Below are 14,449 nucleotides of genomic sequence, written 5' to 3'. Positions count from 1 at the left end.
TCGCAGTAGTTCGACATCCCGTGTAACCATTTTGTCATCATTTTTCAGATAGCCAAAACCTATGAGCGATTTGCCTGATACCGATTTCACCCAACGTTTCATCTTCGACGAGCGCGATGTGCGCGGCGAGTGGGTGTCTCTCGATGACAGCTACGCCGCGGTGCTGGCGCGTCACGAGTACCCGCAGCCGGTGCAGGCGCTGCTTGGCGAGCTGATGGCCGCCACGGCCCTGCTGGTAGGCGCGCTGAAGTTCGACGGCCTGCTGATTCTGCAGGCGCGCTCCGAAGGGCCGATCCCGCTGCTGATGGTCGAATGCTCGGGCGAGCGTGATATTCGTGGCATGGCCCGCTACGAAGCGGAACAGATCCCGGCCGATGCCTCCCTGGAGCAGCTGATGCCCGGCGGCCACCTGACGCTGACCATCGACCCGGTCAAAGGCCAGCGCTACCAGGGCACCGTCGACCTGGACGGCGCCAACCTGTCGGAGTGCTTCACCAACTACTTCGTGCAGTCGCAGCAGCTCAACACTCGCTTCTGGCTCAACGCCGAAGGCGGCAAGGCCCGTGGCCTGCTGTTGCAGCAGCTGCCGCGCGATCGCCAGCCGGACGATGAGGAGCGCGAAGACAGCTGGCAGCATGTGATTGCCCTGGCCAAGACGCTCAAGCCCGAAGAGTGGTCGGAAGACAACGAAACCCTGCTGCATCGCCTCTACCACGAAGACGCGGTACGCCTGTTCGACATTCAGCCGCTGCGCTTCAAATGCAGCTGCTCGCGCGAACGTTCCGGCAATGCGCTGGTCAGTTTGGGCGAGCTCGATGCCAAGGCGCTGGTCGAGGAGTGCGGTGGTACGGTGGAGATCGATTGCCAGTTCTGTAACCAGCGCTATTTCTTCGATGCCAGCGACGTGGCGCAACTGTTTGCCGGTGGCGGCACGGATGCGGCGTCAGAAACTCGCCACTGAAACGTTTAATTTCAGGTGAATCTCCTGTCGAATTGCGCAAAAGCGGAGTTCTGACAGGAGGGGCCTACTTTTTTTGGGCGTTTCTGGCATAATCCGGCCACTTTTTTCGCTGTAGTAGTTTTTTCGAGACAACTACAAAACGTTTGGAGCACTCGGCCTCGGGCCGGATGGGGTATCTCATGACGCAAGCCAACAACACCGTGTACACCGACCTGAGCGTCGATAAGCTGGTTGAAGAAGCGCTGCAACGCGGTGAAGGCGTGCTGGCCGATACCGGCGCACTGGTCGTCGAAACTGGCCACCGTACTGGCCGCTCGCCGGCTGACCGTTTTATCGTCGAAGAACCTTCCACCCAGGCCGCCATCGCCTGGGGCCCGATCAACCGCAAGTTCCCGGCCGACAAGTTCGATGCCCTGTGGGACCGCGTCGAGGCGTTCAACAACGCCCAGGATCACTTTGTTTCCTACGTTCACGTAGGGGCTGCTGCCGAGCACTACCTGCCGGTGAAGATGACCACCCAGACTGCCTGGCAGAACCTGTTCGGTCGTTGCCTGTTCATCAACCCGGAGCCAGGCCAGTTCAACCCGGCCGGTCGCGACCAGTGGCAGATCCTCAACGTCGCCAACTTCGTCTGCGAGCCTGAGCGTGACGGCACCAACTCCGACGGCTGCGTAATCATCAACTTCGCCGCCAAGAAAGTGCTGATCGCTGGCATGCGTTACGCCGGTGAAATGAAGAAAGCCATGTTCTCGGTGCAGAACTTCCTGCTGCCGGCTGCCGACGTGCTGCCGATGCACTGCGCTGCCAACATCGGCGAGGAAGGCGATGTCACCCTGTTCTTCGGCCTGTCCGGTACTGGCAAGACCACCCTGTCGGCCGACGAAAGCCGTTACCTGATCGGTGACGACGAGCACGGCTGGGGCGAAGGCGTTGTCTTCAACATGGAAGGCGGCTGCTACGCCAAGTGCATCGACCTGTCCGAGAAGAACGAACCGGTCATCTGGAAAGCCATCAAGCATGGCGCCGTGCTGGAAAACGTCGTGCTCGACGCCAACAAGCACGCCGACTACGCCGATGTCAGCCTGACCCAGAACAGCCGCGCCGCCTACCCACTGGAGCACGTCGCCAAGCGCGCCGAAGCCAACCTGGGTGGCGAGCCGAACGCAGTCATCTTCCTGACCTGCGACCTGACCGGTGTTCTGCCTCCGGTTTCGATCCTGAACAACGAGCAGGCGGCCTACCACTTCCTGTCCGGCTACACCGCGCTGGTCGGTTCCACCGAAATGGGTTCGGGCGGCGGCATCAAGTCGACCTTCTCCACCTGCTTTGGCGCACCGTTCTTCCCGCGCCCAGCCGGCGAATACGCCGAGCTGCTGATCAAGCGCATCAACGGCTTCGGCTCCAAGGTCTACCTGGTCAACACCGGCTGGACCGGCGGTGGCTACGGCGTAGGCAAGCGCTTCAGCATCCCGACCACCCGTGGCGTGATCGCTGCCATTCAGAGCGGTGCTCTGGTCGGCGCCGAAACCGAGCACCTGGACATCATCAACCTGGACGTGCCGAAGGCTGTTCCGGGCGTTGATACCGAGCTGCTCAACCCACGCGCCACCTGGGCTGACAAAGCTGCCTACGACGAGGCCGCCAAGGGCCTGGCCAAGCTGTTCATCGAAAACTTCAAGAAGTTTGAAGTTTCCGACGCCATCAAGGCTGCTGGCCCACAGCTGTAAGCTGACGCCAGCCGTAACGAGAAAGCCGCCCCCTGGGGCGGCTTTTTTGCGCCTGGGTCACGGCCACTGCTGTCGTGCGTGAAGGATGCGTATGATCTCAATGCAATCATCCATGATTCGGTAAATCATCACGTAGTTTGGCCTTACGACAATTCCTCGAGTGCCTGGATATCTGCCAGCCTTGTAGAGCGCTGGTGTCAGACTGGCGCGCCGAGCCTTGTCCCTGAATGTCTCGTCCAGCAATATGGCAGCGGCAGGGTTGTCCTCGGAAATGTGCTCCATGATGCGTATACGGTCTTTCAGAGCCATTTCTCGCCAAACCAGGCGCATCAGCGAATCTTGGCTTTGAGGTTGGCACGCAAGGCAGTGAGCTTCCGCTCCGCGTCATCGTCTTCGATTACCGGGGATTCATCTTTGAGGCTTGCCTCGACCTGTTCAGCAAACCAGCCTTCATAGGCTGCTGCCTCATGAGCTCGTTTGAGCGCCAGGGCGCGGTCAGGGCGCTGATAGGTGCTCAGCTGGCGTGGGTCGAAGGTGGACGCATCGACCTGGAAATGGTCGATACCAAGTTCGAGCAGGTAGGTCACCAAGGTTTCGAATTTCTTGAACAGCCTGACATTGCCACTGCGTTGAGCAATGAGCACGTGTTCCTGCTGATTGACGTCAACCTGAACTGCCCAGCCTCCAGGCTGCCCTACAATATGGGTTGCTTTGATTCGGCCTGATTCTGCCATTCGACTGAGGTTTGCATGGTCCAGCTGGTGAGTAGGCACGGGTGTGATTCTCGGTTTCATTGGGTGTGCACCATGCTATGCAATCTATAGTTGATTGCGACTATAGGCCTTCCCTGCTTGTTGTGGGAACCTTCTCTTTGATGTAACCAACTGTGGATAACTCATGACTGAATCCCCCAGCCGCACCGCCTTCTCCCACTTCCACCCAATCCTCACTCGCCCGCAGGACAACGACGTCAACGGCCACATCGCCGGCGCCACTGTGCATGGCTTCTTCGAAACCGCCATCCAGGCATTCCTTGTCGAGCAGGCAGAGGTCGACCTGCGCGATGGCGAGCTGGCGGCATTCGTGGTGAGTTCGGCGGCAGACTTCTTCGCCTTGCCCGGCTTCCCGGATGTGTTGGAAGTGGGGCTAGGGGTGACACGGCTGGCGGGCAGCACGGTGGAATACCGCCTGGCGCTCTATCGCCCGGGGGAAGCCGATGCGTGCGCGGCAGGGACGGTGGTGCAAGTGTTCATCGAGCGCGCCAGCGGCAGACCGGTGCCGCTGCCTGAGGCGTTACAGGTGACCCTGGCTGGGCTGCAGCTGGATCCGCAGGCATGAAAAAGCCCTGCCGTTGAGGGCAGGGCTTTTTTTACCTGCAGGCTGAGCCTCAGGTATCAGTCACGCCAGTGACGGTGCTTGCGGTGGCCATAGTGGCGGCCACGGTCATAGTGGCGACGGTCGTCGTAGTCACGACGGTAGCGACGGTCGTCATGGCGCTCGTCTTCATCGGCCTTGTTGCCCATGTAGTTACCCAGCGCACCACCAGCACCGCCGCCTGCGGCCGCACCGATGTAGCTACCGGTGGTGCCGCCCACCGAACGACCTACCACGTTACCGCCCGCAGCGCCGAGGGCGCCACCGATTGCTGCCTCGCCACGCTGGCGCTTGTCGGCACCCAGTGCACCGCCGGCCGCACCGCCCAGGCCGGCACCAATGGCACCGCCCGTGCTACCACCGATGGAGTTGCCCACTACGGAGCCGAGTACCCCACCCAATGCGCCGCCAATGCCAGCCTCGGTATTGCCGCCTGCCATGGCAACGCCGCTGAGCAAGCTGAAAGACAACAACAGAATCGAGGAGTACTTCTTCATCAAGAGAGCCTCATAGGGATGACGTGGGCGAATTTGAGGCTAAGGAGGGCAGCTGGCAACGAAAATCCGACGAGTAGCACGAGTTGTACACAATTCTCTAAGTTGCTGTATTTGCTGTGAAACTTTATCGGTTTTTGCGTGTCAGAGGTATTTATGACAAAGCCCTGAACCTCGCGGAACAGGGCTTTTTCGTTTTTTGCCGAGGCGTTTTCTATTTACAGGATTCGGCCGTCGTCCCGGGCGCGTTCCAGCTTGATGGCAACGAACTTGGACGTTGGCGTATGGCTGCCCTCGCCGATGCTTTCCAGCGGGATCAGCGGGTTTACCTCCGGGTAGTACGCCGCCGCCTGCCCGGCAGGGATATCGAAGGCCAGCAGTGTGAAGCCATGCACACGGCGCACATGCTCATCGCCCCACAACGAGACGATGTCGACCTTCTGGCCTGGCTGGAAGCCTAGGCGAATGATGTCGGCCTCGTTGGCGAACAGTACGTCGCGCTGACCGCGTACGCCGCGGTAGCGGTCGTCCAGGCCATAGATGGTGGTGTTGTACTGATCGTGGGAGCGCATCGACTGCATGATGAGGTCCGGCAACTGGCCGCTGGCCCTTACACGCTCGTCGATCAAGGTGTCGGGTAGCAGGTTGGCCTTGAAATTGGCGCGGCCCGTGGTGGTTTTCCACTGGCGGCTGCCGGCGCTGTTGCCCAGGTAGAAGCCGCCCGGGTGAGCCAGCCGCTGGTTGAAGCCGGCAAAGCCGGCAATGGTGTCGCCGATCAGGTCGCGGATGCGGTTGTAATCGGCCACCAGCCAGTGCCAGTCCACCGGCTGCTTGCCCAGGGTTGCAGCCGCGATACCGGCCACCACGGCAGGCTCCGAGCGCATCTGGGACGACAGCGGCTTGAGTTGGCCATTGGAGGCGTGGACCATGCTGAATGAGTCTTCCACGGTGACGGCTTGCGGCCCATCGGCTTGCAGGTCGATGTCGGTGCGGCCCAGGCACGGCAAGATCAACGCCTGCTTGCCGTGGATCAGGTGGCTGCGGTTGAGCTTGGTGCTGATGTGCACGGTCAGCTCGCAATTGCGCAGGGCCTGTGCAGTACGTTCAGTGTCCGGAGTGGCCTGGGCGAAGTTGCCGCCAAGGCCAATGAATACTTTCGAACGGCCGTCGAGCATGGCTTGGATCGCCTCGACGGTGTTATGGCCGTTGTGCCGCGGCACCGGGAAGTTGAAGCGCTTTTCGATGGCATCGAGCAGGGCCACCGGCGGGCGCTCGTTGATGCCCATGGTGCGGTCGCCCTGCACGTTGCTGTGGCCACGCACCGGGCACAGGCCAGCGCCCGGCACGCCAATGTTGCCGCGCAGCATCTGCAGGTTGACGATTTCCTGGATGGTCGGCACCGAATGGCGGTGCTGGGTGATGCCCATCGCCCAGCACATGATCACCCGCTTGCCCCGGCAATACATGCGCGCAGCCAGCTCGATGTCGGCCAGCGTCAGGCCGGACTGCTCCTGGATGTGCGCCCAGGAGGTGGCGTCTACCGCTGCCAGGTATTCTTCCACGCCATGGCCGTGCTCGGCGATGAACACATGGTCGAACACCGCTGGCTCGCCCTTGGCCTGCGCTTCGCGCTCCCATTGCACGACGAACTTGGCCATGCCGCGCAGCAATGCCATGTCGCCACCCAGCGCCGGGCGGAAGAACGCGGTGTTGGTCGGGCGGTCGCTGTTGGTCAGCATCTCCAGCGGGTTCTGCGGGTGCTGGAAGCGCTCCAGGCCACGCTCCTTGAGCGGGTTGACGCAGACCACCTGGGCGCCACGTTTTACCGCGTCGCGCAGGGGGTCGAGCATGCGCGGGTGATTGGTACCGGGGTTCTGGCCCCAGACGAAGATCGCATCGGCGTGCTCGAAGTCATCATAAGTGACGGTGCCCTTGCCGACCCCGACGCTCTGGCCCAAGGCCACGCCGCTGGCCTCGTGGCACATGTTCGAGCAGTCGGGGAAGTTGTTGGTGCCATAGGCACGCACGAACAGCTGATACAGGTAGGCCGCTTCGTTGCTGGCTCGGCCGGAGGTGTAGAACTCGGCCTGGTCGGGGTTGGCCAGCTTGTTCAGCTCACGGGCGATCAGGGCATAGGCGGCGTCCCAGGCAATCGGCTGGTAACGATCGCTTTGTGGGTCGTAGACCATCGGCTCGGTCAGGCGGCCCTGGTACTCGAGCCAGTAGTCACTTTGTTGCAGCAGTGCGCTGACGCTGTAGCGGGCGAAGAACGCCGCATCCACGCGGCGTTTGGTGGCTTCCCAGTTGACCGCCTTGGCACCGTTCTCGCAGAACTTGACCATGCCGCTCTCGGGCGAGTCGCCCCAGGCGCAGCCGGGGCAGTCGAAGCCACCATTCTGGTTGGTCTTGAGCAGGGCGCGGATGTTCTTCAGCGCGTTGTCGCTGCCCACCCAGGCCTTGGCCACGCTGCGCAGCGCGCCCCAACCGCCGGCGGGGCCGTGGTAGGGCTGGTAGCGAGGGGTGGAGGCTGGGGCGTTGTCCGGGAGTTGCTGGTACGAGGTCACGGCTGTTACGACTCCGCCGCTGGGCTGTAGACCCGCGGTGCACTGTGTTTGGGCAGATGAATGAGGTTGAGGTTGTGCTTGCGCGCCCATTGCAAGGCCAGGCCGGTGGGCGCCGACAGGCTCACCAGGGTCTGGATACCGGCGCGTAGCACTTTCTGGATCAGCTCCAGGCTGCAGCGGCTGGTGACGATGGCCAGGCCGCCTTCAGTGCTGATGCCTTGGCGCAGCAAGGCGCCGATCAGCTTGTCGAGGGCGTTGTGCCGGCCGATGTCTTCGCGGCCCATCAGTAATTGGCCCTGGGCGTCCATGAACAGTGCGGCGTGCACGGCACCGCAGTGCTGGCCCAGCGGCGTGAAGGCATCGATGCGCTCGCGCAGGCCCGTCAGCCACTGTGCCGGGGGCAGCGGTGCGCCAGGCAGTGCGGTCAATTCCGGCAGCGCCTGTTCGAGGGCTTCCACCCCGCACAGGCCGCAACCGCTGGTGCCGGCCAGTTGGCGGCGCTGGTTCTTCAGGTTCCAGAACGCACGGCTGGAGATTTCCAGGTCGGCGTACATCGCCGAGCCGCTGCCGGAAAGCTTCAGGTCGTAGATTTCCGCCGTGCCTTCGACAATGCCGCTGCCGACGCTGAAACCGACCGCGAAGTCTTCCAGGTCGGTGGGACTGACGAGCATTACCGCCTGGTTCAGGCCGTTGTAGGCAATGGCCAAGGCGACTTCTTCAGCCAGTGGCGTGCAAGCGTGTTCGCCGTCGCTGAGCTGGACGTAGTCGTAGGTGTTGCTGGCGGCGGGCAGGGCCAGAGGCATGGAGGCCGCGCAGACCGGGGGTTTGCTGTGCATCGGGAGGTTGACTACCGGCGGCTGTCTGATATCACCAAGCCTAGGCGTGTGGGCCGGGCGCGTCTAATCGCTAAGGTCTATGCCTTGATAGACCGCGTCGATTAGTCACAGAGGGGCGGTAGGGGCAATCCTGGCCTAGACTCCTGGCTCCGAGGTTTACGTCAACAAGGAGCGCGTCATGAGCCTGTTCAGTTTTGTGAAGGAAGCCGGCGAGAAGTTGATCGACCTGCTGACTCCCGGCAATGCCAATGCCGAAGAGCAGCTGAAGAAACACGTGGAAAGTGTCGGCCTGGGTAACCCGAACATCTCGGCCACTGTAGAAGGTGACAAGGTCATTCTCAAGGGCGAGGTAGCCAGTCAGGAGGAAAAAGAGAAGATCATTCTCGCCGCTGGCAACATCGAAGGGGTGGCCAGTGTCGATGATCAGATTACCGTGACCGGGCCGGTCGTGGCGGCGGCAAGGTTCGTCACGGTGAAGAAGGGTGACACGCTGTCGGCGATTTCGGTGGTTGTGTATGGCAATGCCGGCCAGTACAACAAGATATTCGAGGCCAACAAGCCGATGCTCAAGCACCCGGACAAGATTTATCCGGGGCAGGTGTTGCGTATTCCAGACTGATCCGCATGGCAGTTTCGCGGGCACGCCCGCTCCCACAAGTTGTGCAAAACCTGCGGGAGCGGGCGTGCCCGCGAATAGGCCCTCACAGGCCTACCAGCAACTCCCGGTAATCCTCGACCGCCGCGAATTCCTCGGTATCGCGCGGCTGCGCTTTGCTGTCCGGCTGGCGTACTGCCAGCAGGTGTCCCACACCGAACCGCCGCGCACTGCGCAGGATGGCCAGGGTGTCATCGATAAACAGGCTGCGCTGCGGATCAAAGCCGATATCCGCCTTCAGCGCATCCCAGAACTGCGGGTTCTCTTTCGGGTAGCCATAATCGTGCGAGCTGATCAGCCGCTCGAAATACGGTGCCAGTTCCACGCGCTCCAGCTTCAGCGACAGCGAATCGCGGTGGGCATTGGTGATCATCACCACACGCTTGCCTGCCTTGCGAATGGCTGCGAGAAAGGTGTCGGCATCCGGCCGCAGGGCGATCAGGTCGGCGATTTCGCGCTTGAGATCGCGAATCGGCAGGTTCAGCTCGCGGCTCCAGAAGTCCAGGCAGTACCAGTTGAGGGTGCCGGCATTGCGCTCGAACAGTGGCTGCAACTCCATTTCCGCCATGGCCCGGCTGACCCCATGCAGCTCGGCGTAGCGCTGGGGCAGGTGGTCGAGCCAGAAGCGGTTGTCGTAGTGCAGGTCGAGCAGGGTGCCGTCCATGTCCAGCAGGACGGTGTCGATGGCAGACCAGGGAAGAACAGGCATGGGAAACTCTCGATCAGTCGGCAAGCCACGGTATAGTAACCCGTTCACGCCAAGGAGCTGCCCCATGCGCCAGAAACCCACCGTCCTCAGTCGCGAAATCGTTGCCAGCAGCCGCCTGTTCAGGGTCGAGGCTGTGCAGTTGCGCTTTAGCAATGGCATTGAGCGCACCTATGAGCGCCTGGTCGGCCGTGGCAACGGCTACGGCGCGGTGATGATCGTGGCCATGCTCGACGCCGAGCACGCGGTGCTGGTGGAGGAATACTGCGGCGGCACCGACGAATACGAGCTGTCGCTGCCCAAAGGCCTGATCGAACCGGGTGAGGACGTGCTGGCCGCCGCCGACCGCGAGCTCAAGGAAGAAGCCGGCTTTGGCGCTCGTCAGCTGGAGCACCTGACCGAGCTGTCGCTGTCGCCTGGCTACATGAGCCAGAAGATCCAGGTGGTGCTGGCGAGCGACCTCTACGAGGAGCGCCTGGAGGGCGACGAGCCGGAGCCGATGCGGGTCGACAAGGTTAACCTGCGCGAGCTCTCGGCCCTGGCCATGCACCCGCAGTTCACCGAGGGGCGGGCGCTGGCGGCGCTATACCTGGCCCGCGACCTGCTGATCCAGCGAGGGCTGCTCGAAGCATGAACGACCTGCAACTGATGCACGAAGTGGTCAAGCTCGCCCAGCTGGCTGGCGAGGCTATCCTGCCGTTCTGGCGCGCCGACGTGGCGGTGGTGAACAAGGCCGACGATTCGCCAGTGACGGCCGCCGACCTGGCGGCGCATCGGGTGATTGCCGATGGCTTGCTGGCGCTGGCACCACAAATACCGGTACTGTCCGAAGAAGACTGCAATATCCCGCTGGCCGAGCGCCAGGGCTGGAGCCGCTGGTGGCTGGTCGACCCGCTCGATGGCACCAAGGAGTTCATCGCCGGCAGTGAGGAGTTCACCGTCAACATTGCGCTGGTCGAAAATGGCGAGGTGGTGTTTGGCGTGGTGTCGATGCCGACCAACGGGCGCTGCTATTTCGGCGGCCGTGGCCTGGGTGCCTGGCGTGCTGATGCTGGCGCCGAGGCTTCGCCTGTTCAGGTTCGCAATGCGCCGCCTGCCGGTGGCCGCTTCACCGTGGTGGCCAGCCGTCGTCATTCCAGCCCGCAGCAGGAAGCGTTGCTGGCTGGCCTGAGTGCTGCCGTGGGTGAGCTGGAGCTGGCGAATATCGGCAGCTCGCTGAAATTCTGCCTGCTGGCCGAAGGCAGTGCCGACTGCTACCCGCGCCTGGCGCCGACTTCGCAGTGGGACACGGCGGCGGCACAGGGCGTGCTGGAAGGTGCCGGTGGCGAGGTGATTGGCCTGGAGGGTCAGCCGTTCCGCTACCCCGCCCGCGAGTCGCTGCTCAATCCATTCTTCCTGGCCCTGCCCGGCGCCGCCAACTGGCGCCAGGCGCTGATCCAGCTCGCCTCAGCGATGTAGTACGTACTGCCCGCTGAAGGTTACCGCGGGCTCGTCACTGCCGGCGTTGCTGACGGTGGTCGCCAGTGTCAGCCGGGCTCGGCCACGGCGCTGGTACATCGTCAGGAACCGCTCCCAGGTCTTTTCGTCCGGTGCCGCGCAGCGCGCCACCGCCGTGCCGGTCACCGGCAGCGGATAGCTGATCTGGCCTTCCTGGATGACGATATGCCCGTCTTCGATACCCAGTTCGCGCAGGCGCAGGTGGAGCCAGCCCCAACCCACCAGCACTGCGGCGCAGTACAAGCTGCCGCCGAACATGGTGCTCTTGTGGTTGACGTTGGCCGCCAGCGGCAGTTGCAGGCGCAGGGTCTGGGCTTGCCAATCGATGACTTCCAGGCCCATTTCGCGCGTCAGTGGGATGTCACCGTGCAGCACGGACTGCAGGTATTGGCTATCGGCACTCATGGGCGATTTTCCTCGTGGTCGTCGCTGCCGCTAGTACCGCCTTCAAAATGCAGGCTGTGCTTGCGCAGCTTGTCGTGCAGGGTCTTGCGCGGAATGCCGAGGGCTTCGGCAAGGCTGCGCAGGGAACTGTGGGGCTGGGCCAGTTCGGCGGCGATCAACGAGCGTTCGAACTGCTCGACCTGTTCGCTGAGATTGCCCAGCAGAATCGGCGCTGCAGCGGGGGCAGCAGCCTGCGCCTGACCATCGAGGGCCAGCTCCAGGCCTAGGGCAAAGCGTTCGGCAGCGTTTTGCAGTTCGCGCACGTTGCCCGGCCAATCGTGGCGCAGCAGCATGGCCCGCTGGGCAGGTTGCAGGCTGTGGGGCGGCAGGCCGTGACGCTGGCTGGCGGCGTCGGCAAAGTGCTGGAACAGCACGAGGATGTCGTCGCCGCGTTCGCGCAAGGGCGGAATGCGCAGCGGTGCCACGTTAAGCCGGTAGTAGAGGTCGGCGCGGAAGCGGCCTTGGTCGGCGGAGGTGCGCAGGTCTTCCTTGGTGGCCGCGATGATGCGGATATCCAGCGGGATCAGCTGGTTGCCACCCAGGCGCTCGACCACCCGCTCCTGCAGCAGGCGCAGCAGTTTCACCTGCACGTCCAGGCTCATGCTCTCGATTTCGTCGAGGAACAACGTGCCGCCGTTGGCGAACTCGAACTTGCCGATACGGCGCTTCTGCGCACCGGTGAAGGCGCCTGGTTCGTGGCCGAACAGCTCGCTTTCGACCACCGATTCGGCCAGCGCGCCGGCATTGATCGCCACGAACGGGCCAGCGCGGCGACTGGACAGGTCGTGCAGGGCGCGGGCAACCACCTCTTTGCCGGCACCGGTTTCACCCAGGATCAGGACATCGGCACGTGTGCCTGCCAGGGCGCCGATCTGTTCGCGCAGGCGCTGCATCGACGGTGACTGGCCGACCAGGCGGGTGGCCAGTTGCTGGCGGTCGCTCAGGGCCAGGCGCAGGCTGCGGTTGTCCAGCACCAGGCGGCGCAGGGCCAGGGCGCGGCGCACGCTGTCGAGCAGGGCGTCGCTGGCGAAGGGCTTTTCCAGGAAGTCGTAGGCGCCCGCGCGCATGGCCTGTACCGCCAGCGGCACATCGCCGTGGCCGGTGATCAGCAGCACCGGCAGTTCGCTGTCGCGGCCGTGCAACTGCTCAAGCAACTGCAGGCCGTCGATGCCTGGCATGCGGATATCGCTGACCACCACGCCCGGCCAGTCGGGCTCGATGCGCTCGGCCAAGCCTTGGGCGTCAGCCAGGGCGGCCACCTTGAGCCCGGCCAGGTCGAGGGTCTGGCTCAGAGCCTGGCGCAGGTGTGGGTCATCATCGACCAGAATCACCTGAGCCTGGCTGTCGATGTACGGCTCGGTTGTCATGCCGAAGGGTCCTCCGAAGTGGGCAAGGTAGCGCCGGGTGCGGCCACGCGCAGTTGCAGGGTGAGCAGGGCGCCACCTTCGGGGTGGTTGGCCAGCAGCAGTTCACCGCCCAGGGCGCGCATCAGGCTTTCGCAGATGGCCAGGCCCAGGCCCAGGCCCTGGGTGCGCGTCTTGGTGGTGAAGAACGGCTCCTTTGCGTGCTCAAGGGCCTGGCGGCTGAAACCCGGGCCATTATCGCGAATGTACAGGTAGACGTAGCCATCGCGCTGTTCGGCACTCAGCCACAGGCGCCGTGGGTTGGCCTTTTCGGTCAGGGCGTCGAGGGCGTTCGCCAGCAGGTTGCCGAGCACCTGGCGCAGGCGGGTTTCGCCAGCCTGCACCCACAGGGTGGCCTCGGGCAGATCGCGGATCAGCTCCACGGCCATCGCCCGGCGGCGCTTGGCCAAAAGGGCCAGGGCGTCATCCAGTGCCGGTTGCAGGGCCACGCTTTCCGGGGCGTGGCGGTCGCGGCGGGCGAAGGCGCGCAGGTGGGCGATGATCGAGGCCATGCGCCCGGTCAGTTCGCCAATCAGCTTGAGGTTGCCGCGAGCGTCCTCGGTGCGCTGGTGGTCGAGCAGGATTTCGGCGTTCTCGGCGTAGCTACGGATCGCCGCCAAGGGCTGGTTGAGCTCGTGGCTGATGCTCGCTGACATGGTGCCAAGCACCGACAGCTTGCCGGCCTGGACCAGTTCATCTTGGGCGCGCACCAGTTCCTGCTGGGCGTTCTCGCGCTCCAGCACGGCGCTTTTCAGCCGGGTGTTGAGGCCTTCGAGAGCGGCGGTACGCTCGGCCACGCGTGACTCCAGTTCCTGGCGGGCGCGAGCCTCGAAGTCGATGCGGTCGATGTAGTGGCGCCGGCGCTGCATCACCAGACCGGTAAACAGCATCAGCACCAGCAGCGCGCCAGCGCCGATGGCCATGACCGTCTGCACCGAACGATCGACCAGCAGGCGCGGGGCGAGGATGCTCACCTGCCAGCCGGTTTCTTTGATGTCGCGGGTCTGGGTGAGCCACGCGTCCTGGTTGAGCAGCAGCGGTTGCGGGGCCTGGGTCGGGTAGGGCTGGATGGCGATGATCGCCTGGCGCTCGGCTTCGGTCAGCGCGCGGGTGGCGCGAAAACGCCAGTCGGGGCGCGAGGTGAGGATCACCACGCCGTTGTGGTCGGTCAGCAGCAGTTGCTCGGGGGTGCGGCCCCAGAGGGTTTCGGTGTGGTCCAGATCGACCTTGACCACCAGCACGCCAACGATGCGCTCACCGTCGCGCACGGCGGCCGCGAAGAAGTAGCCACGTTTGGCCGAGGTGGTGCCCTGGCCGAAGAAACGGCCCAAGTGGCCGGCCATGGCTTCGTTGAAGTACGGGCGGAAGGAGAAATTGCGGCCGACAAAGCTGTCCTGCTTGTCCCAGTTGGAGGCGGCCAGGGTGTTGCCGCTAACGTCCATCAGGTACATCACCTCGGCACCGGTCTGGTGGACGATGTCCTTTAGCAGGCGGTTGGCATTGGTGACCGCCTCGATGCGGAACGGGTCGGCCAGCACCCCGCGCAGCGCCGGCAGGTCGCCGAGAATCTGCGGCAGGGTTTCATAGCGGTGCAGGGTGCCGAGCAGGTTGGCCACGTACAGGTCAAGGGTCTGGCGGTTCTGCGAGGCCAGCTCTTGCTGGTAGTAACGTTCGGCCAGATGGTGCAGTGGCCACAGCAGGGGCGTCAGGCACAGGGCCAGCAGGGCCAGGCTGCGCCAGCGCGGACGGCGAGGGGGCGTGGGTTTTGCAATCATCGCGTAAATGCGC

The 14,449-nt window shown here is 63.7% G+C and carries 15 protein-coding genes; 6 read left to right on the top strand and 9 right to left on the bottom strand.

Going from position 1 to position 14,449, the window contains the following annotated elements:
• Positions 1-61: 61 nt before the first annotated feature.
• Positions 62-961, top strand: a complete 900-nt coding sequence (hslO, locus tag APH28_RS02930) for an Hsp33 family molecular chaperone HslO (RefSeq protein WP_060507551.1) — start codon at positions 62-64, stop codon at positions 959-961.
• 179 nt (positions 962-1,140) lie between these two features.
• Complete coding sequence (locus APH28_RS02925) at positions 1,141-2,688, top strand: phosphoenolpyruvate carboxykinase (RefSeq protein WP_060507550.1); 1,548 nt, start codon at positions 1,141-1,143, stop codon at positions 2,686-2,688.
• A gap of 57 nt (positions 2,689-2,745) precedes the next feature.
• Here the strand turns inward: APH28_RS02925 and APH28_RS02920 are convergent, their stop codons facing one another.
• Both APH28_RS02920 and APH28_RS02915 read right to left on the bottom strand, forming a co-directional pair.
• Positions 2,746-3,018 carry a type II toxin-antitoxin system mRNA interferase toxin, RelE/StbE family gene (locus tag APH28_RS02920; RefSeq protein WP_060507549.1) on the bottom strand — a complete coding sequence of 91 codons (273 nt, stop codon included), beginning with the start codon at positions 3,016-3,018 and terminating at the stop codon, positions 2,746-2,748.
• Positions 3,018-3,482, bottom strand: coding sequence for a hypothetical protein (locus APH28_RS02915; protein WP_256248390.1), 465 nt, complete (start codon positions 3,480-3,482; stop codon positions 3,018-3,020). The genes APH28_RS02920 and APH28_RS02915 overlap by 1 nt, the downstream gene beginning before the upstream one ends.
• Before the next feature lie 103 nt (positions 3,483-3,585).
• On the opposite strand from APH28_RS02915, the gene APH28_RS02910 reads away from it, so the two are divergent.
• Complete coding sequence (locus APH28_RS02910; RefSeq protein ID WP_060507547.1) at positions 3,586-4,026, top strand: thioesterase family protein; 441 nt, start codon at positions 3,586-3,588, stop codon at positions 4,024-4,026.
• A 56-nt stretch (positions 4,027-4,082) separates the two neighbouring features.
• On the opposite strand, the gene APH28_RS02905 is transcribed toward APH28_RS02910, so the two are convergent.
• The 3 genes from APH28_RS02905 to fdhD form a co-directional block, all read right to left on the bottom strand.
• Entirely contained in the window at positions 4,083-4,559 is a 477-nt protein-coding gene (locus APH28_RS02905; RefSeq protein ID WP_060507546.1) for a glycine zipper domain-containing protein, read from the bottom strand.
• A 215-nt stretch (positions 4,560-4,774) separates the two neighbouring features.
• Positions 4,775-7,120 carry an FdhF/YdeP family oxidoreductase gene (locus tag APH28_RS02900; RefSeq protein WP_060507545.1) on the bottom strand — a complete coding sequence of 782 codons (2,346 nt, stop codon included), beginning with the start codon at positions 7,118-7,120 and terminating at the stop codon, positions 4,775-4,777.
• 5 nt (positions 7,121-7,125) lie between these two features.
• Positions 7,126-7,956 carry a formate dehydrogenase accessory sulfurtransferase FdhD gene (gene fdhD, locus APH28_RS02895; protein WP_060507544.1) on the bottom strand — a complete coding sequence of 277 codons (831 nt, stop codon included), beginning with the start codon at positions 7,954-7,956 and terminating at the stop codon, positions 7,126-7,128.
• Between the two features lie 178 nt (positions 7,957-8,134).
• Between fdhD and lysM the strand changes: the two genes are divergently transcribed.
• Positions 8,135-8,575 carry a peptidoglycan-binding protein LysM gene (gene lysM / locus APH28_RS02890; protein WP_060507543.1) on the top strand — a complete coding sequence of 147 codons (441 nt, stop codon included), beginning with the start codon at positions 8,135-8,137 and terminating at the stop codon, positions 8,573-8,575.
• A gap of 82 nt (positions 8,576-8,657) precedes the next feature.
• Here the strand turns inward: lysM and yrfG are convergent, their stop codons facing one another.
• Positions 8,658-9,320, bottom strand: a complete 663-nt coding sequence (gene yrfG, locus APH28_RS02885) for a GMP/IMP nucleotidase (RefSeq protein WP_060507542.1) — start codon at positions 9,318-9,320, stop codon at positions 8,658-8,660.
• A 64-nt stretch (positions 9,321-9,384) separates the two neighbouring features.
• Between yrfG and nudE the strand changes: the two genes are divergently transcribed.
• Together nudE and cysQ are read left to right on the top strand one after the other, a co-directional pair.
• Entirely contained in the window at positions 9,385-9,951 is a 567-nt protein-coding gene (nudE, locus tag APH28_RS02880; RefSeq protein WP_060507541.1) for an ADP compounds hydrolase NudE, read from the top strand.
• Positions 9,948-10,775 (top strand): 3'(2'),5'-bisphosphate nucleotidase CysQ, encoded by an 828-nt coding sequence (gene cysQ / locus APH28_RS02875; protein ID WP_060507540.1) that lies wholly within the window; start codon positions 9,948-9,950, stop codon positions 10,773-10,775. Before nudE ends, cysQ begins: the two co-directional genes overlap by 4 nt.
• Here cysQ and APH28_RS02870 read toward each other — a convergent pair.
• The 3 genes from APH28_RS02870 to APH28_RS02860 are packed head-to-tail and all read right to left on the bottom strand — an operon-like array spanning position 10,764 to position 14,436.
• Positions 10,764-11,219: a YiiD C-terminal domain-containing protein gene (locus tag APH28_RS02870; RefSeq protein WP_060507539.1), complete on the bottom strand. Its 456-nt coding sequence runs from the start codon at positions 11,217-11,219 to the stop codon at positions 10,764-10,766. The two genes, cysQ and APH28_RS02870, sit on opposite strands and share 12 nt — an antisense overlap.
• Positions 11,216-12,625 carry a sigma-54 dependent transcriptional regulator gene (locus APH28_RS02865; RefSeq protein ID WP_060507538.1) on the bottom strand — a complete coding sequence of 470 codons (1,410 nt, stop codon included), beginning with the start codon at positions 12,623-12,625 and terminating at the stop codon, positions 11,216-11,218. Before APH28_RS02865 ends, APH28_RS02870 begins: the two co-directional genes overlap by 4 nt.
• Complete coding sequence (locus APH28_RS02860) at positions 12,622-14,436, bottom strand: ATP-binding protein (RefSeq protein WP_060507537.1); 1,815 nt, start codon at positions 14,434-14,436, stop codon at positions 12,622-12,624. The genes APH28_RS02865 and APH28_RS02860 overlap by 4 nt, the downstream gene beginning before the upstream one ends.
• Positions 14,437-14,449: the final 13 nt, after the last annotated feature.

Source organism: Pseudomonas sp. NBRC 111124 (genome assembly GCF_001320245.1).
Taxonomy (GTDB): domain Bacteria; phylum Pseudomonadota; class Gammaproteobacteria; order Pseudomonadales; family Pseudomonadaceae; genus Aquipseudomonas.
The sequence above is the reverse complement of the archived record's forward strand: the minus strand, read 5'-3'. Positions and strand labels throughout refer to the sequence as shown.

Bases quoted from the DNA above. Each gene is read 5' to 3' on its own strand.
- hslO (WP_060507551.1), top strand. From the start codon at position 62: ATGAGCGATTTGCCTGATACCGATTTCACCCAACGTTTCATCTTCGAC.
- APH28_RS02925 (WP_060507550.1), top strand. From the start codon at position 1,141: ATGACGCAAGCCAACAACACCGTGTACACCGACCTGAGCGTCGATAAG.
- APH28_RS02920 (WP_060507549.1), bottom strand. From the start codon at position 3,018: ATGCGCCTGGTTTGGCGAGAAATGGCTCTGAAAGACCGTATACGCATC.
- APH28_RS02915 (WP_256248390.1), bottom strand. From the start codon at position 3,482: ATGAAACCGAGAATCACACCCGTGCCTACTCACCAGCTGGACCATGCA.
- APH28_RS02910 (WP_060507547.1), top strand. From the start codon at position 3,586: ATGACTGAATCCCCCAGCCGCACCGCCTTCTCCCACTTCCACCCAATC.
- APH28_RS02905 (WP_060507546.1), bottom strand. From the start codon at position 4,559: ATGAAGAAGTACTCCTCGATTCTGTTGTTGTCTTTCAGCTTGCTCAGC.
- fdhD (WP_060507544.1), bottom strand. From the start codon at position 7,956: ATGCACAGCAAACCCCCGGTCTGCGCGGCCTCCATGCCTCTGGCCCTG.
- lysM (WP_060507543.1), top strand. From the start codon at position 8,135: ATGAGCCTGTTCAGTTTTGTGAAGGAAGCCGGCGAGAAGTTGATCGAC.
- yrfG (WP_060507542.1), bottom strand. From the start codon at position 9,320: ATGCCTGTTCTTCCCTGGTCTGCCATCGACACCGTCCTGCTGGACATG.
- nudE (WP_060507541.1), top strand. From the start codon at position 9,385: ATGCGCCAGAAACCCACCGTCCTCAGTCGCGAAATCGTTGCCAGCAGC.
- cysQ (WP_060507540.1), top strand. From the start codon at position 9,948: ATGAACGACCTGCAACTGATGCACGAAGTGGTCAAGCTCGCCCAGCTG.
- APH28_RS02870 (WP_060507539.1), bottom strand. From the start codon at position 11,219: ATGAGTGCCGATAGCCAATACCTGCAGTCCGTGCTGCACGGTGACATC.
- APH28_RS02865 (WP_060507538.1), bottom strand. From the start codon at position 12,625: ATGACAACCGAGCCGTACATCGACAGCCAGGCTCAGGTGATTCTGGTC.
- APH28_RS02860 (WP_060507537.1), bottom strand. From the start codon at position 14,436: ATGATTGCAAAACCCACGCCCCCTCGCCGTCCGCGCTGGCGCAGCCTG.